This window comes from Thiomicrorhabdus sediminis (genome assembly GCF_005885815.1).
Lineage (GTDB): Bacteria > Pseudomonadota > Gammaproteobacteria > Thiomicrospirales > Thiomicrospiraceae > Thiomicrorhabdus > Thiomicrorhabdus sediminis.
This window is the reverse complement of sequence record NZ_CP040602.1, coordinates 589,120-613,603: the sequence shown is the minus strand read 5'-3', so window position 1 is coordinate 613,603 and position 24,484 is coordinate 589,120. Positions and strand designations below refer to the sequence as shown.

Genomic DNA, 24,484 nt, shown 5'->3' with positions numbered 1-24,484 from the left:
TTTACGTGCTCCATTTAGCCAGAATTTTCTGTAAAGTAGGCAGATGAATCGGCTTAGTAATAAAGTCATTCATCCCTGCCGCCATTACCGCTTCATAGTCAGATTCATGAGTATTCGCCGTTAAGGCGATAATCGGAATATTGGCAAACGAACCTTCAAGCATACGGATATTCTGGGTGGACTGCAGACCATCCATTTCCGGCATCTGCATATCCATCAAAACCAAATCGTAATCATCCTGCTGCACCGATTCATATGCTAACAGGCCGTTTTCCACCACCTTGACCTGATGACCGAACTTTTCTAAAACCGCTCTAATCAAGAATTGATTGGCTGCGTTATCTTCTGCGACCAAAACCTTTAAGGCACGCTTTGGCGCCACATCTTCGGTCGACTCCTGCTTACTGGCAACATCTTTATCCGACGCCGGCAAGAGCGGTAGTTCAAACCAAAATGTCGTCCCACTATTGAGTTGACTCTGCACGCCAATGTTGCCTCCCATAGCCTCGACCAGTTTTTTGCAAATCGATAAACCAAGACCACTGCCGCCAAATTTACGCGATGTAGAACTATCCGCTTGAGAAAACTCGGAAAACAACTTGGGAATGGCACTTTCGGCAATACCGATTCCGGTATCGGTAATTTCGAAACGCACGCCACGCTCGATATTTTCAACAGTGATTGTCACACTCCCTTGTTCGGTGAACTTGATCGCATTACTCACTAGGTTCAGCAAAATCTGTCTTAGCCTCCCTTCATCGCCAATATAGAATTCAGCCAAGGGCTCGGCAATATCTGAAACGAGCTGCAGTTTCTTCAGCTTGGCATTGGTCATCGACATTTCCATAATGGTATCGACCTGCTGCCTTAAACGGAAAGGCGATTTTTCCAATTCGACCTTACCGGCTTCCAAACGGTTGAAATCGAGAATATCGTTAATCAGATAAAGCAGATGTTCCCCCGAACGCTTAATCATCTCTATCGGTTTGGCGATATCCTCGGCAAGATCTTCACTGAGCAATAAACCGGCATTACCGATAACCGAATTTAACGGGGTACGAATTTCATGCGACATCACCGAAAGGAAATCGGTCTTTGCCTTAGCGGCCTGCTCGGCTTTATTACGCTCCTTTTTGAGATCTTCTTCCATGTGCTTACGCTCGGTAATATCAAGCGCAAAATTAAGCAGCCAATTTTCCAGCTGGCCGCTGTTCTGACGAACCTCCATAGGAGCTGAGCCAACCAATACCCAAATATCTTTATTCTCCAGGTTATAAGAGCGTTCAAGCAATTGTAGAGAACCTTGCTGGAGAATATTTTGGTCGTGTTGATGGCGTTTGAATGCCTCTTCCGGCGGAAAAATTTCAAAATCGGTTCGACCGATCACTTGGCTTTTCATTTTCCCGCTCAGGGTTTCGGCATATTTATTAAAGAACTTGTAACAACCCAAAGAATCCTTGACAAAAATACTGATAGGTAGAGCATCGATCAACTGCTCGATAAACATCTCGCGATGCTTGAGTTGCTGGCGCATACTGAAATTATCGGTCACATCCACCAGACTGCCATACAAGCGAACCGGCTCATCACCTTCCCATTCGGCAAAACCGGTCATATTAAGCCATAATCTATGCCCATCTTCACTCGTGGTGCTAAAGGTCACATTTAACGGCCACCGACTACTTAAATGCTCTTCCACCGCATCTTTAACAGCTTGCTGATCATTACTATCGATACTCTCCAGCAGTGCTGCGAAATTAGCTCCTTTGGCATAATTCCAGCGCCCTAAAAAACGTTCCGCTTTAGCATTCAATTCGATAAAGTCATTATCGATATGCCATTCAAACAAACCGATATCAAGTGATTTCAGCAATCTTTCCGCATCGGTTGAACTCGTAGATTGATTAAAAGAATTCAGCGTTTTTGTCTGTTTAATCCACTGCACCAGAACCTGATCACCATCCGGAATGGCGGTACACTGAAAACTGCCGAAACCATCGGTTTCATCAAACTCAAAATGAAAACTGCAGACTTTATTTTTTGCCAGACAGTCGAGCAATTCCAGCTTTAGTAACGGGTAATCGGCCAATTCTAGTGAAGTGAATATCTGAGTTGCAGCAGTATTCTGCCACGCAACCTGGCACTCCCCCTCATCACTTGGAGCAAACAAGATGGTAGCGATAGGCAGATGCTGATAAAAATCTATAGCGTTTTGTAAAAAGGCATTTTGCGATGACATAAGCAATATTCTATAACTCTAACTACCTTGTATTGTAGTCAGTAAAATCACGATACACATCAATTTTTATTATCCGATAGTTGCAGTCATGAAATAAATCACTCTGCCTTAAGGTCTAGATCATTAAATACGGAGCGCGTAATCATGAAATCCATTGACTGGAAATCCACATTACTTTTACCGCAACAACTGCTGGATCAATCGTGCCAGTTAAGCGGATTGGCATCTCTCGCTTTAAGGCTTTATCTGTTTCCCATCTTCTGGTTAGCGGGCACGAATAAACTCAACCACTTTAATGAAATTGTCGCCTGGTTTGGCCCAAATGGATTGGATTACCCGTTGCCATTATTGATGGCTAGTCTTGCAACCACAGCGGAATTAGCCGGTTCGGTTCTGCTACTTTTAGGGCTCGCCACCCGCTGGGCAACGATCCCGCTAATGATTACGATGATTGTCGCCGCCGTCACCGTGCACTGGCAACATGGTTGGCAGGCGGTTCACGACACCATGTCGCCCTGGTCGACTGCTGCCACAGGCGAAGCCATGCAACGTTTGGAAATGGCAAAAAGTCTTTTACAGGAATATGGCAACTATCAATGGCTCACAGAATATGGCCACTTTATTATCAGCAATAACGGCATAGAATGGGCAGCAACCTATTTTATTATGCTGCTGTCATTATTCTTTCTGGGAGGCGGTAAATACGTCAGCATGGATTACTGGATTAGAAAACACTTTATGCCCGAATAATAAAAAAGCCCCATTAAGGGGCTTTCTACAAGAGACATTAATCAAAAAACGGCTTAATAATTCCATACCAATTGTGCACTGAAAATATCCACCGCCAAATCATATTCGCCATTTAAAGTATTGGTACCTAATGCTGTCGTTTGCGCATAGTTAACAGCCGCTTTATCGGCAAAAATATGGGTATAGCCCAGATCCAAATTCATATCATCAGCCAACTTGTAACCGACACCAACTGATAACCAAATACGGTCTATATCAGGTGTTCGTGGAGAACGGCTTGCAGCATTTGGCACAGGGCTTTCATCATAGGCGATACCGGCACGCAACTTGGTTGTACCGTTCATCTGATACCCCATACCCAATGCATAACGCATTGAATCTTTGAAGTTTTGATTCGACTCGGAATCATCCGCGCCATTGGCAAAGTCGACCACCAACTCATCATAAGCCTTCCAGCCTGTCCAAGTCGCACTGGCCAGAATTTGCGTTTTATTATCCAGCTGGTGATCTAAAGCGGCCGTCAAGGTTGCCGGTAAAGTCACCGACGCCGTTGCCGCCGCGTCATAATTAGTTGCTGCAACTGCTGCATGCAAGTCACGATAACGTACTTTCCCATTTACATCATGGGTAATTTGTGAACGATATGCCAATGCAAGGCTTGTTTGTACAGAAGCCTGATAACTCAAACCAAGGTTATAACCAAAAGCCCAATTTGAACCCGTTACCTTTGCATTGCCATCTGGTAATAAAACGCTAATAGCGGATTGATTGATTTTTTGCTCCATAGTTATGTCCACATATTGGGCATTCAGGCCAAAACCAACCGAGAGTTTATCGTTAACTCTTTTAGCTATCGCAGGGTTGATATTCAATGTTTTCAGATCGGTTTCTGTCGCATGATAGCGACCAACCCAGTCTTCATCATAAGAGATGTGCTGGCCAAACGGAACATTGATACCCAGGCCAAAATCGATATCGTCAAAACTTGTTTTCCAATAAAGGTTCGGAATAAAGCCAATCGTGGCACCATTATCATTTGCACCAATGGCTGCAGCGCCATTGCTACTGTTTTTATTTTCAAAAGCCATTTTAGGGGCGATGACGTGGCCGCCCAAAATAGCTTGCTGACTTTCGATTTCGGTCAATCCTGCCGGATTAAACCACATTACCGAGGTATCTTCCGCATTGGCTGCCGCACCCGCATATGAAAGACCTTGAGCGCTCGCACTCTGTTCAATTAATGCAAATCCGGATGCCTGAACCGCTTGAGTTGCCAGCCCCATTACCAAAGCCGCTGTTAAAACCTTTAATTTCATCTTGTTCTCCAAAACTTCACGCGCAGATTTTAACAGCCGGATTATCAAGAAGATAATTGAAAATGCTCAAGACTGGATAAGTATTTTATATTATCAAATCAAGCCGAATGACCACTAGAGCTCATCCAGTGCTTGCTGCAGGTTCTTTACACCGATTATTTGCATACCGGCAACCCCGCCTTTAGGCACATTTGAGATAGGAACAATTGCTTTTTTAAAACCGTGTTTGGCCGCCTCAATAATACGCTCCTGACCACTCGGTACAGGACGAATCTCACCGGACAAACCGACTTCGCCAAACACAATCAAGTCTTGCGGCAAGGCAGTGCCTCTCATACTGGAAAGAATGGCTGACAATAACGCCAAGTCGGCGCTGGTTTCGGCCACCTTGACGCCACCGACCACATTGACATAAACATCTTGGTCGGCCGCTTGGATCCCGGCATGACGATGCATCACCGCCAACAGCATCGCCAAACGATTCTGATCCAAACCGACCGTGACCCGTCGCGGCGCCCCATAAGGCGATTCATCAACCAGCGCCTGGATCTCCACCAGCAATGGGCGCGAACCTTCCCAAATGACCATCACCACTGAACCGGGCGCGCTGTCCTCAGCGCGCGAAAGGAAAATAGCCGATGGGTTTTTAATCTGCTTCATCCCCTTTTCGGTCATGGCAAAAACACCCAGCTCATTGACGGCACCGAAACGGTTTTTAATCGCACGCAGGGTTCGAAAACGGCTATCTGACTGCCCCTCAAGAAACACAACGGTATCGACAATATGCTCCAACACCCTTGGCCCGGCAACCTCACCGGATTTAGTGACATGACCGACCAAAAACACCGCGATATTGTTCTGCTTGGCAAAGCGGGTCAAAAACGCAGCACTCTCTCTTACCTGCGAGACGCCCCCCGCGGCACTAGAAACATCGGCTAACTGCATGGTCTGAATGGAATCCACCACCATGACTTTGGGTAATTCTTTGTGCGCTGCATCAATAATGGCTTCAACATCGGTCTCGGTAAACAGGCGCAGTTTATCATCAGGCAACTGCATGCGATTGGCACGACTGGCAACCTGCTGCAGCGATTCTTCACCGGTGACATATAGGGCGTTCATCTGTGTACTGAGCTGACACATGACTTGTAACAGAATAGAGGATTTACCGACTCCCGGATCACCACCAATCAGCACAACGGAACCAGGTACGATACCGCCGCCCAAGACTCTGTCCAATTCGCTCATACCTGTATTGATTCGCGGTACTTCCGCGAGGTCAACCTGATTTAAAGATTGGACCTCGTTATCTGCCGCTCCGGCGTAACCGACAGTAGCCTTGGCTGATTTCTTTGCCGCACCTAACTTAATCTCTTTTAAGGTATTCCAAGCTTTACAAGACTGGCACTGCCCCTGCCATTGAGAATATTCAGCACCACAATCGGTGCATACATAAGCGGTTTTCTGTTTTGCCATAAATTGTCCGAACGCCGTTTTACATCAGCTTAATTAACTTTTGATTATTGGTGGTTAATTTTAATGCCTTTGAAAAATTTATGGGGATGGGTTTCTTCAATATCGGGAAATAATTCCGCCATCGATTTTGAACGCCCGACAGTTTGCACTTTACGCACATGATGACGGCTGAACTGACGCGGCTCAGAAACTCCGCATGAGTGAGCGATTGAGGCCACTTCCTTAACCAGATTGTTATGATAGTTGGCGACACGATGACTTTTTAACTGCGGATTCAAACCGCTTTGCAGGCGCGGGTTATGAGTCGTGACTCCGGTTGGACAAGTATCTTTATGACACTGCATCGCCTGAATACAACCCAAGGAGAACATGAAACCGCGTGCCGAGTTGATAAAGTCAGCTCCCATTGCCAATGCCCAAGCGACCATCGTCGGATTGATCAACTTGCCGGAAGCAATCACCCTAACTCGGTCTCGCAAGCCATAGTACTTTAAAGCATCAACCACTATCGGCAGTGATTCCGCTAAGGGCAAACCCACATCATCCATTAATGAAACCGGAGCCGAACCGGTACCGCCTTCACCACCGTCCAGAGTAATAAAATCCGGAATGTAATCATTGCCCATTTCAATCATGGTTTCGCATAGCTCGGCGATCCATTCATGGTCTCCCATCACAAATTTAATGCCGACCGGCTTGCAGGTCACCTCTCTAATCTGATGAACCATCAATAACAAGCTGGCATTATCTTTAATTTCAGGGTGACGGTTAGGGCTGATAGAATCCTCACCTTGGTCGATACCACGAATAATAGCAATCTCTTCAGTGACCTTGGCTGCCGGTAAAATACCACCTTTACCCGGCTTGGCTCCCTGACTCAGTTTTATCTCAAACATTCTCACCTGTTCATGCGCGGCCGCCTCACGCAGTTTCTCATTACTGAGATTGCCATTTTTGTCACGATAACCGTATTTGGCTGTACCTATCTGGGCAACCAAATCGCAACCGCCGGATAAATGATACTGAGAAATCCCCCCTTCACCGGTATTCAACCAACAGCAGGCCAATTTAGCGCCATGACTCAAAGCCGTCACCGCTGGTTTTGACAGGGCGCCATAACTCATACCGGAAATATTAAAAAAGGATTCGGCGCGATAAGGATTCTTACAATTTTCCCCTATCACCATTGGTGGCGAACTCACCATATCCTTATCCAATAAAGGAAAGGCGCAATTGGTAAACAGTAACTTACCGGAGTGGTTGATATTACGGGTAGAACCAAAACTTTCGACGGTTGAGAGGTTTTTTGCAGCGCGGTAGACCCAACTGCGCTGCGCTCTGTTAAAAGGCCATTCGTCTTGGTCGGGAGCGAAAAGGTATTGGCGCAAAAACTTACCAAGGTACTCAAGCAGATAGCGAAAACGACCGATAACCGGGTAATTATGGCGAATGGCATGCTCGTTTTGAAAGCGGTCGATAAAGTAAAAAGCCACCAATAAGAAGATAACCAGACCGACCACCAATATAAAGGCGATTGCCATCCAGTTTAAAATCACCGAAGTCCATCCCATTTCTGCAGCCATACTTACCTCTTCGCAAGTAAATATTGTTAAAAGATTGTGCGCATTTATTAGCATTTCTAACACAGACAACCCTGCTATGACAATTAATTGTTACGTATCAGCGATTAATCCATGACCTAACCTAATTTACAGCCATAAAAAAACCCGCTGAAAAGCGGGCTTCTAGTTTGACGTCTCTGCTAAAAACACGGTTTAGTGTTTTTTAATGTCACGCCAATACTCTTTTTTCAACAAGTATGTCAGCAACAGCAACACCAACAGGAATGCAATCACTTTCGGTGCAAGATCCCAGCGATCCACTTTTGAGGGTTCACCGATATACTCGATAAAGTTAGTCAAATCACGAGCAACCTGCTGAAAATCTTCTTCACTGCTGTGACGCTTAATGCCTTCCAAAACGTTAGGCATAGCAGTACCCGTTAACACATGGTTATTCCAGTTACCCTTTTCATCTTCGTAATAGCCGGTCAAGAAGGTGTAAACATAATCACTACCTCTTAGTCGACCCATCAATGAAAGGTCCGGAGCATCCGCACCCAATACTTTTAAAGCGATACCATCGGGCATACGTTTTTCAACATTATCGACAACCTTGTTCAGGCCGTGAGCCATCTTGTCGACAACCTCTTCGTCACTCCAACCCAGGTTACGAGCAATTCGGTTGTAACGCATGTATTTTGCCGAGTGACAAGCCATACAATAGTTCGAGAACAAAATTGCACCGCGCTGCAACGACTGCTGATCACGCAGATTGTTCTCCGCAGGCGTTAGCTCAATTGCATAACCACCGGCGGCTTGTGCAGTTCCTGTCCACTGCAATATAAACAAGCTAAATAAAACTAATAACTTTTTCATCTATTGCACCCTCTCTGGAACTGGCTTGGTTTTTTCATGCTTCGATGTAAACGGCAACACTAGGAAGAACAAGAAATACAAACTTGTAAAGATCTGTGCCAGTTTAGTCAACTCTGGAGTTGCCGGCTGAGTACCCAACCAACCCAAAACGATAAAGCTGACAATAAACACTGTTAGCAATATCTTGTAAGACATACCACGATAGCGGATTGACTTAACCTTACAGCGATCCAGCCACGGCAAAGCGAACATAATCACAATAGCCGCACCCATTGCAACAACCCCAAGGAATTTATCCGGAACCGCACGCAAGATTGCATAGTAAGGAGTGAAGTACCAAACAGGTGCAATATGGTCAGGAGTTTTTAATGGGTTAGCCGGTTCAAAGTTTGGCGCCTCGATAAAGTAACCGCCACCTTCTGGAGCGTAGAACATAACAATGGCAAACAGCAGAATGAAGAACACCGCGCCAAAAGTATCTTTCACCGAATAGTAAGGGTGGAACGGAATACCGTCCTTAGGCAGCCCTTGCTCGTTCTTGACCTTTTTGATCTCGATACCGTCAGGGTTGTTAGAACCGACCTGATGTAACGCAACGATATGCATGAAGACTAAAATCAACAATACTAATGGTAGCGCGATAACGTGCAGAGCAAAGAAGCGGTTCAATGTCGCATCGGAAATAATGAAGTCACCACGGATCCACAATGCCAAATCAGGTCCTATGACCGGAATTGCACCGAATAACGAAATGATTACCTGAGCACCCCAATATGACATCTGCCCCCAAGGCAATAAATACCCCATAAAGGCTTCAGCCATCAACACCAGGAATAACAACATACCGATGATCCACACCAACTCGCGCGGCTCCTTATAAGAACCGTAGAGCAACGCACGGGTCATGTGCAAATAGATAACGATAAAGAATGCCGAAGCGCCGGTGGAATGCATATAGCGAATCAACCAACCCCATTCAACATCACGCATAATATATTCAACGGAGTTAAACGCTTCCGCAGCACTTGGCTTATAGCTCATTGTCAGCCAAATACCGGTGACAAACTGGTTAACTAAAACCAATAGCGCTAAAGAACCGAAGAAATACCAGAAATTGAAATTTTTTGGCGCATAATATTGACCAACATGCGCATTCCAAGTTGCAGTAATTGGATAGCGTTCATCAAACCACTCAAGTAGAGTGCCACGCTTTTGCTGTGTCTGATTATTATCTAATGACATTAGGCAACGCCCTCTTCTTTAGGATCTTCACCAACGCGAATTACGCTGTCTGAAACATAATGATGTGGCGGGATTTCCAAGTTTGTCGGTGCTGGCACCGATTGGAATACACGTCCGGCTAAATCAAAACGTGAACCGTGACACGGACAGAAGAAACCACCCTGCCAGTCAGCTCCGACATCTGGAGAACCAATTGCCGGACGATATAGCGGAGCGCAACCCAAATGAGTACAAATCCCGACTACAACCAAGTATTCTTGATTGATAGCACGCGCTTCGTTTTTACAATATTCAGGCTGTTCAGACTGATCTGAAGCCGGATCACGTAAATTGTCATCAAATGTAGGCAAGGCTTCCAACATAGCTGGTGTGCGGCGTACAATCCATACAGGTTTACCACGCCACTCTACGGTTAGCATTTGTCCAGGCTGAAGCTGACTAATATCGGCATCTACTGGCGCACCAGCGGCACGAGCTTTTTCACTCGGCTGCCATGAGCTAACAAAAGGCACGGCCAAAAATGTCGCGCCGGCGGCACCTACGACACCCGTCGCACCCGTAAGGATTTTACGGCGCTGTAGGTTCACACTTGATGCTTTTTGTTCTTCTGTCGACATAAGATTGTCTTCCTATAAAGTAGTAAGCAAATTCTGGTTATTTTACCCAAGCTTAGAGCTAACTTAAATCAGTATATTCTCATACGGTCATAAGTTAAATTTATGCATAGAGAGTATTTTTTTATTTTTCAGTAAGTTAACCACTAAACTATAAATTTATTTTATACAGGATTATTAATATCTACAAAGGTGACGTCAAGTAAAAATTGCTCCGCCAAGTGCTCACCAAGCGCTTTGACACCAACTCTTTCGGTGGCATGATGCCCGGCTGCCAGATAATGAATCCCGCATTCTAAGGCTAAATGCGTAGTCTGCTCAGAGACTTCACCACTGATATAGACATCTGCCTGCCAAGCGATAGCCTGTTCAATATACCCCTGTGCGCCGCCACTACACCATGCAATGTTTTGCACTTTTTTCGGACCACCAGGCAAATGCAAAGGGGGACGATTCAGGGTTTTTGCCACCATCTCATTAAATGCATTAATGGACATAGGCTCACTCAACTTACCTAAACGAACCAAACCCGGCGTCGGGGTAATATCTTCAAGCCCCCAAAGCTTACCCAACTGAGCATTATTGCCAAAGGTTTCATGACCGTCTAAAGGCAAATGATAACCGAGTAAATTAATATCATTAAGCAGTAGCTTTTTAATGCGTTGCTGCTTAAAACCGGTAATCACATCGGGTTCATTTTTCCAAAAATAACCGTGATGGACCAAAATAGCATCCGCCTGCAACTCAACCGCCCGATCAATCAACGCCTGACACGCGGTAACACCGGTGACAATTTTTTTAATCTCTGATCGCCCTTCGACCTGCAAGCCATTGGGTGCATAGTCTTTATACTGGTCAACCGATAATAAATCAGCGATATAACTCTGTAGCTCATCAATATGCATAATTTTCTCCGGCTTAGTTAATCTTCAAGACAGTGATGAAAACAGCCATTCTATAAATTTTAGTCATAAAAAAACCACCAAGCTCGCGCTACGGTGGTTTTCTTTAGCAAGACAGTTAATTAGTCTTTAACGCGATAACGCGCTGATGCCGCGTGAGCCTGAAGGCCTTCACCATCCGCCAAAACTCCGGCAACCTTACCAAGTTCGTTAGCGCCTTCAGCAGAACACATAATCAAACTAGAACGCTTCTGGAAATCGTATACACCCAATGGAGATGAGAAACGCGCGGTACGCGATGTAGGCAATACATGGTTAGGACCAGCACAATAATCACCTAAGGCTTCCGCTGTGAAACGTCCCATAAAGATCGCACCGGCATGACGGATCTTCGGCAATAACGCTTTTGGATCATCAACGGATAACTCCAAGTGCTCAGGCGCAATGATATTAATCATCTCAATCGCCTGATCTTCGTTATCTACCACAATAATCGCACCACGGTCTTTTAACGCGGTTTCGATAATCGGCTTACGCGGCATAGACTCGATCAACTTGGTCATGCTCTGGTGCACCTTATCGGCAAACTGCGCATCCTGAGTAACAAGAATAGATTGTGCATCCTCATCGTGCTCTGCCTGTGAGAACAGATCTACAGCAATCCAATCCGGATCGGTCTTACCGTCACAGTAAACCAAAATCTCCGATGGGCCGGCAATCATATCGATGCCTACAGTACCAAATACCATACGTTTCGCTGTAGCAACAAAGATATTACCCGGACCGACGATTTTATCGACGGCTGGAACCGTTTCGGTACCATAAGCCAAGGCCGCAACCGCTTGCGCACCACCCAGAGTGTAAACCGCATCGACTTCGCAAATGGCTGCAGCAGCCAATACCATGTTATTGACCTCACCGTCCGGGGTAGGAACAACCATAATCAGTTTTTCAACACCGGCAACCTTGGCAGGAATCGCATTCATAATTACCGATGAAGGATATGCCGCTTTACCGCCCGGTACATAAAGGCCCACGCTGTCTAACGGAGTAACCTGCTGACCCAGCATAGTGCCGTCCGCTTCTTCATAGGTCCATGAGTTCTGAACCTGTCTTTCGTGATAGTCACGTACACGCTTGGCAGACAGCTCAAGCGCCGTACGCTGGTCCGCAGGAATGATTTCCAACGCCTCATGCAAACGTGCGTTAGGAATTTCTAGCTCAGAACCAGTATTAAGCTTTAAACGATCAAAACGTTCTGTATATTCCAGCAACGCTGCATCACCATTTTGGCGAACGTTATTAACTACTTCTTTAACAATATCATTAACCGAATCATTCGAAACCGTTTCCCAAGCAAGCAAACGATCTAACTCTTCTCTAAACCCTTCTGCATTGGCAGATAAACGACGAATATTAAGCATTTTCTTTCTCTATCACTGTTTTAAACTGTTGAATAATATTATTGATTTGATCAAATTTGGTTTTATACGCATGTTGGTTAACAATCAAACGCGAGCTGATATCGGCGATATGCTCCATCGGCACCAAACCATTAGCGCGCAAAGTATTACCGGTGTCGACCAAGTCAACGATACGATCGGCCAAATCGATCAATGGCGCAATTTCCATTGAACCATAAAGCTTAATTAAATCGACCTGCTCACCTTTTTCAGCATAGTAAGCCTGAGCGGACTTAATGTACTTGGTGGCGATCTTCAGGCGGTGACCATGCGGCTTTTCATTTTCCGGCCCGGCTACCATCAATTTACACTTAGCAATATGCAAATCCAATAGCTCAAACAGATTATCGCTTGGCGCTTCCATCAATACATCTTTACCGGCCACCCCAATATCAGCAGCACCATGCGCGACATAAGTCGGCGCATCGGTAGCACGAACAATCAATAGTCGCACATTATCCTGCTTGGTTGGAATAATCAATTTACGGCTTTTGCTTGGATCTTCCAACGGCTCGATACCGGCCGCTTCCAGCAAAGGTAAGGTGTCTTTATAAATACGCCCTTTCGATAGCGCAATCGTTAACTGGTCATTCATAACATCAAAACTTTATTAAAATCTTTTCTTAAAATGGAATTCTATTCTGTACTTGAGGATTGGTACGCGCTTGCCAAACAGATAAATCAGTTCGACAAACGCTGAATATGAGCACCCACCTTGTGGAATTTTTCCTCAATCAACTCATAGCCACGATCGATATGGTAAACACGGTTAACAACGGTTTCACCATCGGCGACCAAGCCTGCCAAAATCAAACTGGCCGAGGCACGTAAATCGGTCGCCATCACAGGGGCGCCATGCAATTGCTTGACCCCTTTAATATAAGCGGTATTGCCTTCAACGCGGATATCCGCTCCCATACGCATCAGCTCGGAAACGTGCATAAAACGGTTTTCAAAAATCGTCTCTTCAATTTTCGATTCACCGTCCGCCAAGGCATTCATCACCAAAAACTGTGCCTGCATATCGGTCGGAAACTGTGGATAAGGGTCGGTTACGATATCCACAGGCTGTAATTCACGATCACGCATATCAAGGGTAATACTGGTGGCCGATGTCTCGATATCCGCACCGGCTTCCCTAAACTTTTCCAAAACCGCCGTTAAGTGGCTCGGGTTGACCTTATTGACGGTCAATTTACTTTTAGTCACCGCAGCGGCGGCCAAATAGGTACCGGCCTCGATTCGATCCGGAATCACTTCATAGGCCACACCCTTAAGCGAATCAACCCCTTCGATAATCAAAGTGTCGGTTCCAATACCACTGATTTTAGCTCCCATCTTTACTAAGAAAGCCGCCAAATCAGTGACTTCCGGCTCACGTGCCGAATTACGCAAAATGGTCTCACCCTCAGCCAGTACCGCTGCCATCAACAGATTTTCGGTACCGGTTACCGTTACCGGGTTCATAGTAATATCGGCACCCTTTAAACGGCCATCGCTTTTAGCGATGATATAACCGTTTTCGACATCAATCTGCGCACCCATTTTCTGCATACCCTCAATATGGATATTGACCGGACGCGAACCGATGGCACAACCGCCTGGCAAAGAAACCTTAGCTTCACCAAAACGGCCCAGCAAAGGCCCTAATACCAAAATAGAGGCGCGCATGGTTTTTACCAAGTCATACGGGGCTTCTTTACTGCTGACCTCGGAGGCATCAATTTCGATATTAAGTTCTTCATCAAACATAATATCAACGCCCATTGTCGCCAATAGCTGCAATGTGGTCGTGACATCCATTAAATGCGGAACATTAGATAGCTTTACCGGTGATTCCGCCAAAAGGCTTCCCATTAAAATTGGCAGTGCGGCATTTTTCGCACCGGAAATCTCTACCGTTCCAGCAAGCTGGCCCTGGTTAGCAATTACAAGTTTATCCATAGACTGTGGGCTTTATTCTTTTTCTGTTCAGCTGTGCTGAAAATTTTCCTGATTCAATTCAGGTCGTTACGATTAAGGTGTTTTGGTCTTTACTGACATAGCGTGCAAAGCACCGCTTTCAATCTGTTCCTTGAACAAGGAGGTTACCATTCTTTCACGCTGCAACAGGCTTTTGCCTTCAAAATCGCTACTGGTAACAATAATTGAAAAGTTGCAATCCGCACCATTAATCTCTACTTGGCAATCAGCCAAATTAGCTTCAATGATCTGCTTAATCTGCTCTGGCGACATAGTGCTCTCCCAAAATTATTGACGTATTTTAACGCCTTTATTCAATAAAATCAGATTTATCGCAGTTATCAAAACGACAAACAGCGAAGTCACCAGCAAACTCAGGTAAACCGAAACATCGGATTGCGCAAAGAAACCGTAACGGAATCCGTCTACCATATAAAAGAACGGATTGAAATGCGATGCGCTCTGCCAGAACTCAGGCAATGCATGGATTGAGTAAAAAACACCACTCAAAAACGTTAAAGGCATAATAATAAAGTTCTGGAATGCGGCAAGATGATCGTACTTATCGGAAACGATACCGGCCAACATACCAAGCCCACCCATCATTGCCGCACTAAGGATGGCAAATACCAGCACCCATAGAGGCTGCAACCACACTAGGTCAAACCAAATCCCACCAACCAGCAAGATACCTATACCAACCGCGAGACCACGAATAATCGATGCGACGACAAACGCCGAATACAACTCCATTGGCGATATCGGACTTAATAAGACAAAGGTCAAATTGCCGTGCATTTTCGACTGGATCAGACTCGATGAACTATTGGAAAACGCATTTTGCAAAATCGCCATCATCACCAGCCCCGGAATCAAAAACTGACTATAGGTCAAACCCGAATAGATCTCGATTTCCGAATCGATCACCTGACCGAAAACCAATAAATACAGCAACGTAGATACCACCGGTGCAAAAATCGTCTGTACGGCAACCGAATAGAAACGGCGCACTTCTTTGACAACCAAGGCACTAAAACCACTGAAATTAACCGTCGCTGCCTGCTCCATTGAGGTTCCTGTCTTATCGTTTGCATTATCAAGCATTGTCGGCACCTCCATCTGCAGAACTGGTTAAATCAATAAACACCTCTTCCAAGGTGGCATCACGACTGCTGACATCGGTCACTTCCAGCCCCGCCTGCTGCATCCAAGCCAAGGCTTCACTCATGGAGGCGTCTTTGGCGATCTGGAAAACCAGACCATTCGATTCTTTTTCCACCAAACGTTCGGCTAAAGGCTCGATTAAATCGATATGCGGATTACTCACATTGACACGCAGATAACGATAAGGGTGTTTCGATAATAGATTACGGGTATTGTCCAGAGCACGCACTTCACCTTGGCGCATAATCGCTACCTTGTCGCACAAAGCCTCGGCTTCTTCCAGATAGTGAGTGGTCAAAATAATGGTATGGCCTTTTTGATGCAGTTCTTTGGTAAAGTCCCACAAAGTACGGCGCAAGTCGACATCAACCCCGGCTGTCGGCTCATCCAGCACCAACACCTGAGGCTGATGCACCAATGCCATAGCGATTAATACGCGACGTTTCATGCCACCGGATAACTGACTGGTATTGGATTTTGCCTTATCGGCCAATGCCAAACGCTCCAACAACTCATCGATCCACTTTTGTTGCTGCGGGCCTTTTTTACCAAAATAGCCGGACTGCAATTCAAGCAGTTCCCTGATATTGAAAAACGGATCGGCAATCAATTCCTGCGGTACCAATCCCAAAGCACGTCGGGTCTGACGGTAATCCTTGATGACATCTTGACCCATCACCTGAATCGAACCGGAGGTTGGCACGACCAAGCCGGACATGGCATTGATTAAGGTCGATTTACCGGCGCCATTTGGGCCTAGCAAGCCAAAAAACGCCCCCTCTTCGACATCAAAAGAAATCCCCTTAAGCGCCTGCAAATCACCGTAGTGTTTGACGACTTGATCAAACTTGACCGCTGTAGACATGAAAAACCTAACTCTTTTTTGTTCTTTAATATTGCTTAACAGCAATTATGATTTAGATGAAATAGTGCAGATATCATGCAAATCGTATAGATCGATCAACACTTGCAAATCATCCGGTACAGCAAGCAACTCGATGACTTCACCCAGCTGCTGATACCAAAATAAAACCAGCGCTAGGATAGCGCTGTCGACTTTTTCAACCTGACTGAAATCAAGCTGCTTAACTTTTATCTTCTGCCATGACTGAGTTTTTAACAGCTCCGCCATCGCATCAATAGTGATAATTGCAGGCAACCGTAAGCACGCTTTGTGCTCATGCCAACCTTCTGTATTCTGTTTAGCCATAAATCGACTCTAATCGTTATGCTTGACCGTTAAAGTCGGCATTTTTTTCGTTCATTTCGCTAATCACCGCATCCAGACCTTTTTTGGCGATATCCGAATCATAAGCCTTGCGATAGCTTAACAGCATACTGATACCTTCAACGGTGACATCATAAAGCATCCACTTCTGGGTTTTCTTGTTGAGGTACAAACGATAAATGACCTGTGACTTATTGCCATCTGATTGCGCCACGGTTGATTCCACGGTAACGCGCCCCGGCTTTTCTTCACGAGCCGGATCAACCGCAACCGATTCCACATTCAGCTTCAGCAGGCTTTGCGAATAAGAACGGATCAAGGTGTTGGTAAAAGCTTCCACAAACGCTTCTTGCTGCGTTTGCGATGCACTGCGCCAATGCTTACCTAAAACGTAGCGCGCCATTTTAGGCGTATCAATAAACGGCAAAACATATTCTGTGGCAAACACCTTAATTTCCGCCGCACTGTTTTCATAACGCTCACGATTCGTATTGAGCTCGCTAATGATTCGGTTCGATAAACCTTCAATCATCTTTTGCGGATCATTTTGGCTCACCTCATCATTGGCGCTGACCTGGAAGCTCATTAACGCGAAAAAACTCAGCAGCAATAATGAGGATATTTTTGACATTAACTGATACATAACACTCTCCTTACATCCGGTGCTTAATTTCCGCCCTCACTAAACTTGACCAGAAATTGGCTGATCAAGCTTTCCAGCACCAAGGCCGATTGGGTGAATTCAATCTGACTGCCCTCAGCCAAATATTCTTCATCCCCTCCAATATCTATTCCAACATATTGGTCGCCCAATAACCCTGACGTTAAAATGGAGGCCGAACTATCCAACGATAGCTCGTTGTATTCATTAAAAATTTTCATGGTGACACGCGCCTTAAAGGAAACCGGATCGACCCCAATATCGGTGACACGACCGATAACCACGCCACTGATTTTGACCGGCGCACGTACTTTAAGGCCGCCGATATTATCAAATAATGCGCTCACTTGATAACTTGGTCGCTCTTTCCAGCTACTGAAATTACTCACCTGAAAAGCGATCATTGTCAAAGCGGCAATGCTCATCAATACAAACAAGCCCACCCAAATTTCAACTTTTGCCTGAGATCTCATCGGCATTCCTCAAATAATTGTTTACAAAATTTACGGTTACTCGCGCTCAATCAAGCGCTTAATCAAACATCAGAGCGGTTAACAAGAAGTCTAAACCTAACACGCCCAAAGAACTGTGCACCACGGTTCGGGTAGTTGCACTGCTGACGCCTTCCGATGTCGGCATCGCATCATGCCCCTGAAATAACGACACCATTGCGATCAACAAACCAAAAGCAATCGCCTTGATAATGCCGTTAATCACATCTTCACGCCAATCGACTTGAGCATTCATCTGCGACCAAAAAGCCCCTTCATCAATACCCAGCCAACCGACACCGACCATATAACCACCGATAATACCCATGGCAATAAATAAGATAGCCAATAGCGGCAGTACGATTAAAGCCGCCATAAAACGCGGTGCATAAATATAACGAATCGGATCAACCGCCATCATTTCCAATGCGGAAATCTGCTCGGTCGAGCGCATCAAACCGATCTCCGCAGTTAAAGCTGAACCGGCGCGACCGGCAAACAACAGTGCCGCAACCACCGGCCCCAACTCTCGCAACAGTGACAAAGCCGTCATACTACCGACCGCTTCCTCTGAATTAAAATCCACCAAGATATTATAGCCCTGCAGGCTTAAAACCATGCCTACAAACAAGCCGGCCGTCAAAATAATCGGCAGTGATAAAACGCCTGTGACATAAACCTGTTTTACCAACAGGTCGATACGCCATAAAGAATAAGGCAGTGCCGGCAAAAGCCCCCAAATAAACAAGCCTGCGCGCCCCGATGATTTAACTATCGAGATAGCTCTTTGACCAATATTCTGGACAAACAATAGCGGATTTGTACGGATGTCTCTCATAGAAAATAAAATCCTTTTCGGCTCAGTAGCAACAATTTATTTAGCGGCGGACTCAGCCATATCCTCAGCATAACCGTCTTTAGAATAATGAAACGGCACCGGGCCATCCGGCAGGCCATGAATGAATTGATTCACATATCCGGTCGTTTCTTCCAGCAGCTGCTGTTTATTGCCTTCGGCGACAATTCGCCCTTCGGATAAAACACAAACATGATCGGCAATCGACAAGACTTCATCAACATCGTGAGAGACCACAACACTGGTCAGACCTAGGCTGTCATTAAGCTTACGGATTAACTCAACCAAAACCCCCATCGTAATCGGGTCTTGACCGACAAAAGGCTCATCATAGAAAATCATTTCCGGATCCAAGGCAATACCGCGTGCCAAGGCGACACGACGAGACATTCCTCCGGACAGTTCGGCAGGCATCAAATCCTTGGCACCACGCAACCCGACCGCCTGCAATTTCATCAAAACTAATGGATAGATGACCGATTCCGGCAATTTTGTGTGTTCACGCAACGGGAAAGCGACATTATCGAACACTGACAAATCGGTTAATAAGGCACCACTTTGAAATAGCATGCCCATTTTACGGCGCAAGGCATACAGTTTTTTGCGTGACAGTTGGTGGACATCCTGACCTTCAACCAATATGTGACCGCTATCGGGCTGCAATTGACCGGCAATCAATTTCAGCAAGGTGGTTTTTCCCGTTCCACTCGGTCCCATAATCGCGGTAACCTGCCCACGAGGAATTTTCAAACTGACATTATCGAATATCTTGCGACTGCCTCGTGAAAAACTCAGGTTTTTAATTTCAATTAAAGTATCAGACATAGAGTGTAATTTTCTTACATTAAGACCGCTATCAATCGGTTCATTTAATCCATAGGCGCCTAGTGTATCTTACCTAGACCAACTTCTTAAAGCATCCATTTGCGGAAAAACGGTATTCCACTATAACTAAATATCCTTTAAAGACAATTTTCGCGGGCAAATCGAATCGCAAAAAATAGGACTAGTATCCGAGTAATTCGGCAATCGTCTTCAGATTGGCAACCTGTTCAATATTAACATCCTCTTTTGCAGAGGCACCTGCGCAGACAATAAACGGCGCACCCAATGCATCCTTGGGAATCGAACTCATAAAAGATTTGATTAATTCGGCCTGCTGTTTGGCATCTTCGCTAAGCGCCGGCAAAACGCCACACACAGCACCGGAACAGACATAATCGTTTTCAGCACTCCAATTCCAACCGCATAATTCATGCTTTTTTGAAACCAGTGTTACCGGAATAGCGGCATAATGATTGGCGATATCGCCAAACTCGGAAAAAACCACCAAACCCGCGAGCAATGACGCCAATTTCGCCTTAATCATCTTGATCTGCCTGAGCTTGCTATCATCGACCTCGCTAACTACCTGAAGGTATAAAGCAAACTTTTCCGGCAGAGATTGCAAAACGTCGGCTAAGTCATCATCCGTCCAAGCCAACCAAGTCGGCTCTGGCACCAACAGACAGTGGAATTGATTAGCATAAAAATCCAACTGCCAGTCTTCCGGCATATCTTCGGGATAAAAACCGCCCTGCCAACTCTCATGCTGCCAACCAAGCGTACCGATCTGTATATTTTCAAATTCCATCTCTTACCTATGCTCTCCGGGTAAAACGCAAATCTTAACGCCTATTCAGCAAACTGGCTATGTAAAAAATCAGCCGAAACACTCAAACAAGGCATAAAACCCCGTTCGAGAATCCGGTTTAAGCGCGACATAACAGGTGGCCATTTAAAATATCAGGACAAAATAGGGCAAGGAAAAGCGAGCTTATAAACAAAGTTTATTTGAATCTGTGTTTTGGTTATAATGGCTGATTGTGTTTGGTGATTCGATGCAGATTGACAAAGCCGTTTTTGCATCCCTTATGTCAACTTACACATATTTTAAGAAATTTTCGTATTAAGGAAGATAGATTTTATGGCTACATCACTGCTACTTCCCAGCGCCCTGTTACTAATCGGTCTAGCACTACTGGTATGGAGCTCTGATGTTTTTATTGATGGAGCGGCCAGCACAGCAAAACACCTAGATATATCACCGCTGGTCATCGGGGTGGTGGTCCTCGGATTCGGAACATCAATGCCTGAAGTAGTCGTTTCCACCCTAGCTTCCCTAGACGGCAGCCCTGGTTTGGCGATAGGTAATGCGGTCGGTTCCAATATCGCCAATATCGCCCTAGTCCTTGGGGTCACCGCCATTATCGCCCCCATCGTCGTCAAATCTTCCATCCTCAAACGTGAACTTCCGGTATTACTTATCATCTCTTTAGGCGCTTACGCACTGGTACTTGACGGCAGCCTGGACTTTCATGACGGCATCATTCTAGTTATCACCCTAGTGGCAACCATGTTTTGGATGATCCGCGCCAACAAAACAATGAGCATCACCGATCCGCTGGCCAGCGAAACCCAAAGTGAAATCGAAGACATTGCCGAAATGAGCCTGAAAAAAGCAATTTCCCTCCTACTTGGCGGTTTAATCATTTTAATGATCAGCGCCAAGATGATGGTCTCCGGCGCGGTGGATATCGCCCAATTCTTCGAGGTGCCGGATGTGGTTATCGGTCTGACCATTATTGCTATAGGTACCAGCTTGCCGGAACTTGCTGCGGCCATTGCAGCGGCGCGCAAAAATGAAGCCGATTTAATGATTGGTAACATCGTCGGTTCCAACCTGTTTAATATCATGGCGGTTCTGGCCGTGCCGGCGTTAATCGCCCCGTCAGTGCTAAATAGCGATATTCTTTATATTGATATGCCGATTATGCTGTTGCTTACCGCAGCCATGTTAATGATGGCTCTACCGCGTAAAGGACGAGCTGACATCAACCGCCTAGAAGGCGCCCTGTTGGTCGGTACCTTTATCTCATTCTTAGTTCTACTTTACTTCCGCAATATTGCGACTTAAAGTAGCACTCAGCTGCCCTGACCTGCTTGGTCTTGATGAACTCAAGCAAAACGCAAGCAGGTTAAAACATGAAAACGTTTGAGCCAAATTGGAATTGCTATGCAAATCTCGCCTGAAATCGCCGAAAAAGCGAAAAAAATTAAATTATTGATTTTAGATGTCGACGGTGTTCTGACCGATAACCGCCTCTATTACAACGATGAAGGCGTTGAAACCAAAACATTCCATACCCGGGATGGTCATGGCATGGTGTTATTGCAAAAATCGAATATCGATATTGGCATTATCACCGGGCGAAAATCACAACTGGTTGCCAAACGTATGCAAGACCTAAAGGTGAAACATGTCTATCAGGGCGTACCGGACAAGTTACCAACCTTCAGCAAATTGGTTGAAGAGTTGGGATTATCCCTGGATGAGATCGCCTATGTCGGTGACGATATTTTAGACTTACCGATTCTTTTGCGTGTAGGCCTCGGCGTGGCGCCGAAAAATGCCGATGCCGAAGTAGTCTCGCGTGTTGACTACATCTCAAAATTCGAAGGTGGTCAAGGCTGTGTTCGTGAAGTGTGCGAAATCCTGATGCGCTCACAAGGCTCATGGCAGCAACACATGGACTTTTTCCTGCGTGATCTACCCTAATTTGAGTTCTGCTTTCTAGGAGTTCAATATGCCATTGTCGCGTTTACGCCTAGTTATTATCACCCTTCTACTAGCTGCAGTGGCGCTGTGGCTGAGTAAACCCGAGCGTAGCCTGACAACCGACACTCAAGCCCCTCTTGCTCAATTACCATACAGCTGGCAAACCCAAGACACCACCATTTGGCAATTGCAAAGCAACACGCTAAAAGCACAAAACATCATTCACAGCGAACGCTTTACTTATCAAAATGACGACAAACGCGCGGACTTTACCAAACCGAAACTCTGGTTGCTTGATGACAACAGTCTCACACAGCTGCAATCTGAAAAAGGCTTTAGCTTAAATAACCAGCTCATCACCTTTGAAGAACAGGTCATTATCACCCAGAATCGCACCAATAATAAAACCGATCAAGCACAACAACTACAAACCGAGCGTTTAAGTTATAATCAACAAACACAACAACTCTATACCGATGCCGATGTCACCTTGATTCAAAGCAACGGGGTGACCACAGCGACCGGTTTAGAGATTGATATAGAAGCGAAAGAATACCGTTTACTAAGCAATGTCAAAGGTCTTTATGACGTACATCAGACGCTCCAGACTGACAAAACCGATAGCAAATAACCGCGGACACAATAAGCACCGTTCACAAGATGCTTGCAATCCACCGGGTTCAATATGAATTGATAGATTAGGCTTTATATGACAAGACCAGCCACCGCCAAACATTCTCCAACCCTTGCATTCAAAGGGATACATTTACTGCTATTAGTTTGCTCCTGGCTAGCAACCCCTTATGCTTTAGCCCAAACCGATGAAAGCAAACAACCGATTGAAATCAGTGCGGATAGCTTGATAAGCAATGAGAAAAGCGGCCTCAGCACCTATCGCGGCAATGTCGTTGTCAAGCAAGGCAAAATAACCCTTAACGGAGATACTGTGACCGTTCACCACCCTGATGGTGAGCTGACCACTGTAAAGGCATCCGGCAACCCGGCGCGTTTTAAGCGTTATGATGAAAAAGCACAAAGCTGGATGACTGGTGAAGCACAACAAATCGACTATGATGCCGTCAAACAAACACTCATCATGACCGGCCAAGCCAAAGCTGAACAACCAGGAAAGCATTTGATTACCGGACCTAAACTGGTTTACGACATGCAACAGCAAACCCTGCAAGCCAACAGTACCGCCGAAGAAAAACAGCGTATTTCCGTTACCTTAAACCCGGCCAGCAAGGAGTAAGCATGGCTCATTTTTTTGCACGCTCCTTGGCCAAAAGCTATAAAAAAAGACAAGTGGTCACCTCGGTGGACATTGATGTTCATAGCGGTGAAGTCATCGGTTTATTAGGGCCGAATGGTGCCGGTAAAACCACCACTTTCTATATGATGACCGGCTTGGTCAATATCGATCAAGGGCATATCTACATCGACGATAAAGAGATCTCTTACACGCCGATTCATGAGCGCGCCAAACTTGGCATTGGCTACCTGCCACAAGAGGCTTCGGTATTTCGTAAATTGACTGTGACCGAAAACATTATGGCTATTTTGGAGATGCGTCCGGAACTGGACGACGATCAACGTAACGCTATTTTTGAGAACCTGGTCGATGACCTGCAAATTGGCCATATTCTCGAACAGCCCGGACAGGCTTTATCTGGTGGTGAACGTCGTCGTGTGGAAATTGCCCGCGCCCTGGCGATGGAACCGAAATTCATTTTATTAGATGAACCCTTTGCCGGGGTTGATCCGATTTCGGTCAAAGATATTCAGCATATTATTCTCCACCTTAAAGACAAGGATATCGGCGTTTTGATTACCGATCATAATGTCCGTGAAACACTGGGCGTTTGTGACCGAGCCTATATTTTGCATGCCGGAACCATTCTTGCATCGGGCACTCCAGAAGAAGTTCTTGGCCATCAAGACGTGCGTCGGGTCTATCTTGGTGAAGACTTCAGCTAAGTCAGCCTTGAAGACCTGATTACAGTCGCACAACTGCATATAGGCCCTCAGCATAAAACTGACATTTCCTTTATTTTCAATCGATTAAAATACTATTGATTTTTTTT

26 protein-coding genes are annotated in these 24,484 nt (G+C 45.6%); 6 read left to right on the top strand and 20 right to left on the bottom strand.

Features of this window, described 5'->3' with window-relative positions:
* Nucleotide 1 precedes the first annotated feature (1 nt).
* A complete protein-coding gene (locus FE785_RS02765) occupies nt 2-2,239 on the bottom strand; it encodes a PAS domain-containing hybrid sensor histidine kinase/response regulator (RefSeq protein WP_138564183.1) in 2,238 nt (745 codons plus the stop codon).
* A 144-nt stretch (nt 2,240-2,383) separates the two neighbouring features.
* Between FE785_RS02765 and FE785_RS02760 the strand changes: the two genes are divergently transcribed.
* Nucleotides 2,384-2,989: an HvfX family Cu-binding RiPP maturation protein gene (locus tag FE785_RS02760; protein ID WP_138564181.1), complete on the top strand. Its 606-nt coding sequence runs from the start codon at nt 2,384-2,386 to the stop codon at nt 2,987-2,989.
* Between the two features lie 53 nt (nt 2,990-3,042).
* Here FE785_RS02760 and FE785_RS02755 read toward each other — a convergent pair whose 3' ends face one another.
* The 19 genes from FE785_RS02755 to FE785_RS02665 form a co-directional block, all read right to left on the bottom strand.
* On the bottom strand, nt 3,043-4,305 hold the full coding sequence (locus tag FE785_RS02755; protein WP_138564179.1) for an OmpP1/FadL family transporter: 1,263 nt from the start codon (nt 4,303-4,305) through the stop codon (nt 3,043-3,045).
* Nucleotides 4,306-4,419: 114 nt separating this feature from the next.
* A complete protein-coding gene (gene radA / locus FE785_RS02750; RefSeq protein ID WP_138564177.1) occupies nt 4,420-5,781 on the bottom strand; it encodes a DNA repair protein RadA in 1,362 nt (453 codons plus the stop codon).
* Between the two features lie 44 nt (nt 5,782-5,825).
* Complete coding sequence (locus tag FE785_RS02745; protein WP_138564175.1) at nt 5,826-7,364, bottom strand: FMN-binding glutamate synthase family protein; 1,539 nt, start codon at nt 7,362-7,364, stop codon at nt 5,826-5,828.
* Nucleotides 7,365-7,556: 192 nt separating this feature from the next.
* Nucleotides 7,557-8,219 (bottom strand): cytochrome c1, encoded by a 663-nt coding sequence (locus FE785_RS02740; RefSeq protein ID WP_138564173.1) that lies wholly within the window; start codon nt 8,217-8,219, stop codon nt 7,557-7,559.
* Nucleotides 8,220-9,461, bottom strand: a complete 1,242-nt coding sequence (locus FE785_RS02735; RefSeq protein WP_138564171.1) for a cytochrome b — start codon at nt 9,459-9,461, stop codon at nt 8,220-8,222.
* Nucleotides 9,461-10,078 carry a ubiquinol-cytochrome c reductase iron-sulfur subunit gene (gene petA, locus FE785_RS02730; RefSeq protein ID WP_138564169.1) on the bottom strand — a complete coding sequence of 206 codons (618 nt, stop codon included), beginning with the start codon at nt 10,076-10,078 and terminating at the stop codon, nt 9,461-9,463. The genes FE785_RS02735 and petA overlap by 1 nt, the downstream gene beginning before the upstream one ends.
* Before the next feature lie 161 nt (nt 10,079-10,239).
* Nucleotides 10,240-10,980: a Nif3-like dinuclear metal center hexameric protein gene (locus FE785_RS02725; protein ID WP_138564167.1), complete on the bottom strand. Its 741-nt coding sequence runs from the start codon at nt 10,978-10,980 to the stop codon at nt 10,240-10,242.
* 119 nt (nt 10,981-11,099) lie between these two features.
* The gene (gene hisD / locus FE785_RS02720) at nt 11,100-12,401 is read right to left on the bottom strand and encodes a histidinol dehydrogenase (RefSeq protein WP_138564165.1); all 1,302 of its coding nucleotides are present in this window, start codon (nt 12,399-12,401) and stop codon (nt 11,100-11,102) included.
* Nucleotides 12,394-13,035, bottom strand: coding sequence for an ATP phosphoribosyltransferase (gene hisG, locus FE785_RS02715; RefSeq protein ID WP_138564163.1), 642 nt, complete (start codon nt 13,033-13,035; stop codon nt 12,394-12,396). The genes hisD and hisG overlap by 8 nt, the downstream gene beginning before the upstream one ends.
* An 86-nt stretch (nt 13,036-13,121) precedes the next feature.
* Nucleotides 13,122-14,384: a UDP-N-acetylglucosamine 1-carboxyvinyltransferase gene (murA, locus tag FE785_RS02710; protein ID WP_138564161.1), complete on the bottom strand. Its 1,263-nt coding sequence runs from the start codon at nt 14,382-14,384 to the stop codon at nt 13,122-13,124.
* 72 nt (nt 14,385-14,456) lie between these two features.
* Complete coding sequence (locus FE785_RS02705) at nt 14,457-14,675, bottom strand: BolA family protein (RefSeq protein ID WP_138564159.1); 219 nt, start codon at nt 14,673-14,675, stop codon at nt 14,457-14,459.
* 15 nt (nt 14,676-14,690) lie between these two features.
* On the bottom strand, nt 14,691-15,506 hold the full coding sequence (locus FE785_RS02700) for an ABC transporter permease (protein ID WP_238696317.1): 816 nt from the start codon (nt 15,504-15,506) through the stop codon (nt 14,691-14,693).
* On the bottom strand, nt 15,499-16,431 hold the full coding sequence (locus FE785_RS02695) for an ABC transporter ATP-binding protein (protein WP_138564157.1): 933 nt from the start codon (nt 16,429-16,431) through the stop codon (nt 15,499-15,501). The genes FE785_RS02700 and FE785_RS02695 overlap by 8 nt, the downstream gene beginning before the upstream one ends.
* A gap of 45 nt (nt 16,432-16,476) precedes the next feature.
* Entirely contained in the window at nt 16,477-16,776 is a 300-nt protein-coding gene (locus FE785_RS02690) for an STAS domain-containing protein (protein ID WP_138564155.1), read from the bottom strand.
* A gap of 16 nt (nt 16,777-16,792) precedes the next feature.
* Nucleotides 16,793-17,437 carry an MlaC/ttg2D family ABC transporter substrate-binding protein gene (locus FE785_RS02685; RefSeq protein ID WP_238696316.1) on the bottom strand — a complete coding sequence of 215 codons (645 nt, stop codon included), beginning with the start codon at nt 17,435-17,437 and terminating at the stop codon, nt 16,793-16,795.
* Between the two features lie 23 nt (nt 17,438-17,460).
* Nucleotides 17,461-17,928 carry an outer membrane lipid asymmetry maintenance protein MlaD gene (gene mlaD, locus FE785_RS02680; RefSeq protein WP_138564153.1) on the bottom strand — a complete coding sequence of 156 codons (468 nt, stop codon included), beginning with the start codon at nt 17,926-17,928 and terminating at the stop codon, nt 17,461-17,463.
* A gap of 58 nt (nt 17,929-17,986) precedes the next feature.
* Nucleotides 17,987-18,784, bottom strand: coding sequence for a lipid asymmetry maintenance ABC transporter permease subunit MlaE (gene mlaE / locus FE785_RS02675; protein WP_138564151.1), 798 nt, complete (start codon nt 18,782-18,784; stop codon nt 17,987-17,989).
* A gap of 36 nt (nt 18,785-18,820) precedes the next feature.
* A complete protein-coding gene (locus FE785_RS02670; protein WP_138564149.1) occupies nt 18,821-19,627 on the bottom strand; it encodes an ABC transporter ATP-binding protein in 807 nt (268 codons plus the stop codon).
* Between the two features lie 181 nt (nt 19,628-19,808).
* Nucleotides 19,809-20,435 (bottom strand): DUF72 domain-containing protein, encoded by a 627-nt coding sequence (locus tag FE785_RS02665; protein ID WP_138564147.1) that lies wholly within the window; start codon nt 20,433-20,435, stop codon nt 19,809-19,811.
* 333 nt (nt 20,436-20,768) lie between these two features.
* Here FE785_RS02665 and FE785_RS02660 point away from each other — a divergent pair, with 333 nt between their 5' ends.
* The 5 genes from FE785_RS02660 to lptB all read left to right on the top strand — a co-directional run bounded on the left by FE785_RS02660 (nt 20,769) and on the right by lptB (nt 24,377).
* Complete coding sequence (locus FE785_RS02660) at nt 20,769-21,758, top strand: calcium/sodium antiporter (protein ID WP_138564145.1); 990 nt, start codon at nt 20,769-20,771, stop codon at nt 21,756-21,758.
* Nucleotides 21,759-21,857: 99 nt separating this feature from the next.
* The gene (locus FE785_RS02655; protein ID WP_138564143.1) at nt 21,858-22,400 is read left to right on the top strand and encodes a KdsC family phosphatase; all 543 of its coding nucleotides are present in this window, start codon (nt 21,858-21,860) and stop codon (nt 22,398-22,400) included.
* Nucleotides 22,401-22,428: 28 nt separating this feature from the next.
* A complete protein-coding gene (gene lptC / locus FE785_RS02650; protein WP_138564141.1) occupies nt 22,429-23,031 on the top strand; it encodes an LPS export ABC transporter periplasmic protein LptC in 603 nt (200 codons plus the stop codon).
* Between the two features lie 78 nt (nt 23,032-23,109).
* Nucleotides 23,110-23,652, top strand: coding sequence for a lipopolysaccharide transport periplasmic protein LptA (lptA, locus tag FE785_RS02645; RefSeq protein WP_138564139.1), 543 nt, complete (start codon nt 23,110-23,112; stop codon nt 23,650-23,652).
* A gap of 2 nt (nt 23,653-23,654) precedes the next feature.
* Nucleotides 23,655-24,377: an LPS export ABC transporter ATP-binding protein gene (lptB, locus tag FE785_RS02640; RefSeq protein WP_138564137.1), complete on the top strand. Its 723-nt coding sequence runs from the start codon at nt 23,655-23,657 to the stop codon at nt 24,375-24,377.
* Nucleotides 24,378-24,484: the final 107 nt, after the last annotated feature.

What these genes read in the sequence shown, in the direction of transcription:
- FE785_RS02765 (WP_138564183.1), bottom strand. Translation starts at nt 2,239, where the DNA reads ATGTCATCGCAAAATGCCTTTTTACAAAACGCTATAGATTTTTATCAG.
- FE785_RS02760 (WP_138564181.1), top strand. Translation starts at nt 2,384, where the DNA reads ATGAAATCCATTGACTGGAAATCCACATTACTTTTACCGCAACAACTG.
- FE785_RS02755 (WP_138564179.1), bottom strand. Translation starts at nt 4,305, where the DNA reads ATGAAATTAAAGGTTTTAACAGCGGCTTTGGTAATGGGGCTGGCAACT.
- radA (WP_138564177.1), bottom strand. Translation starts at nt 5,781, where the DNA reads ATGGCAAAACAGAAAACCGCTTATGTATGCACCGATTGTGGTGCTGAA.
- FE785_RS02745 (WP_138564175.1), bottom strand. Translation starts at nt 7,364, where the DNA reads ATGGCTGCAGAAATGGGATGGACTTCGGTGATTTTAAACTGGATGGCA.
- FE785_RS02740 (WP_138564173.1), bottom strand. Translation starts at nt 8,219, where the DNA reads ATGAAAAAGTTATTAGTTTTATTTAGCTTGTTTATATTGCAGTGGACA.
- FE785_RS02735 (WP_138564171.1), bottom strand. Translation starts at nt 9,461, where the DNA reads ATGTCATTAGATAATAATCAGACACAGCAAAAGCGTGGCACTCTACTT.
- petA (WP_138564169.1), bottom strand. Translation starts at nt 10,078, where the DNA reads ATGTCGACAGAAGAACAAAAAGCATCAAGTGTGAACCTACAGCGCCGT.
- FE785_RS02725 (WP_138564167.1), bottom strand. Translation starts at nt 10,980, where the DNA reads ATGCATATTGATGAGCTACAGAGTTATATCGCTGATTTATTATCGGTT.
- hisD (WP_138564165.1), bottom strand. Translation starts at nt 12,401, where the DNA reads ATGCTTAATATTCGTCGTTTATCTGCCAATGCAGAAGGGTTTAGAGAA.
- hisG (WP_138564163.1), bottom strand. Translation starts at nt 13,035, where the DNA reads ATGAATGACCAGTTAACGATTGCGCTATCGAAAGGGCGTATTTATAAA.
- murA (WP_138564161.1), bottom strand. Translation starts at nt 14,384, where the DNA reads ATGGATAAACTTGTAATTGCTAACCAGGGCCAGCTTGCTGGAACGGTA.
- FE785_RS02705 (WP_138564159.1), bottom strand. Translation starts at nt 14,675, where the DNA reads ATGTCGCCAGAGCAGATTAAGCAGATCATTGAAGCTAATTTGGCTGAT.
- FE785_RS02700 (WP_238696317.1), bottom strand. Translation starts at nt 15,506, where the DNA reads ATGCTTGATAATGCAAACGATAAGACAGGAACCTCAATGGAGCAGGCA.
- FE785_RS02695 (WP_138564157.1), bottom strand. Translation starts at nt 16,431, where the DNA reads ATGTCTACAGCGGTCAAGTTTGATCAAGTCGTCAAACACTACGGTGAT.
- FE785_RS02690 (WP_138564155.1), bottom strand. Translation starts at nt 16,776, where the DNA reads ATGGCTAAACAGAATACAGAAGGTTGGCATGAGCACAAAGCGTGCTTA.
- FE785_RS02685 (WP_238696316.1), bottom strand. Translation starts at nt 17,437, where the DNA reads ATGTATCAGTTAATGTCAAAAATATCCTCATTATTGCTGCTGAGTTTT.
- mlaD (WP_138564153.1), bottom strand. Translation starts at nt 17,928, where the DNA reads ATGAGATCTCAGGCAAAAGTTGAAATTTGGGTGGGCTTGTTTGTATTG.
- mlaE (WP_138564151.1), bottom strand. Translation starts at nt 18,784, where the DNA reads ATGAGAGACATCCGTACAAATCCGCTATTGTTTGTCCAGAATATTGGT.
- FE785_RS02670 (WP_138564149.1), bottom strand. Translation starts at nt 19,627, where the DNA reads ATGTCTGATACTTTAATTGAAATTAAAAACCTGAGTTTTTCACGAGGC.
- FE785_RS02665 (WP_138564147.1), bottom strand. Translation starts at nt 20,435, where the DNA reads ATGGAATTTGAAAATATACAGATCGGTACGCTTGGTTGGCAGCATGAG.
- FE785_RS02660 (WP_138564145.1), top strand. Translation starts at nt 20,769, where the DNA reads ATGGCTACATCACTGCTACTTCCCAGCGCCCTGTTACTAATCGGTCTA.
- FE785_RS02655 (WP_138564143.1), top strand. Translation starts at nt 21,858, where the DNA reads ATGCAAATCTCGCCTGAAATCGCCGAAAAAGCGAAAAAAATTAAATTA.
- lptC (WP_138564141.1), top strand. Translation starts at nt 22,429, where the DNA reads ATGCCATTGTCGCGTTTACGCCTAGTTATTATCACCCTTCTACTAGCT.
- lptA (WP_138564139.1), top strand. Translation starts at nt 23,110, where the DNA reads ATGACAAGACCAGCCACCGCCAAACATTCTCCAACCCTTGCATTCAAA.
- lptB (WP_138564137.1), top strand. Translation starts at nt 23,655, where the DNA reads ATGGCTCATTTTTTTGCACGCTCCTTGGCCAAAAGCTATAAAAAAAGA.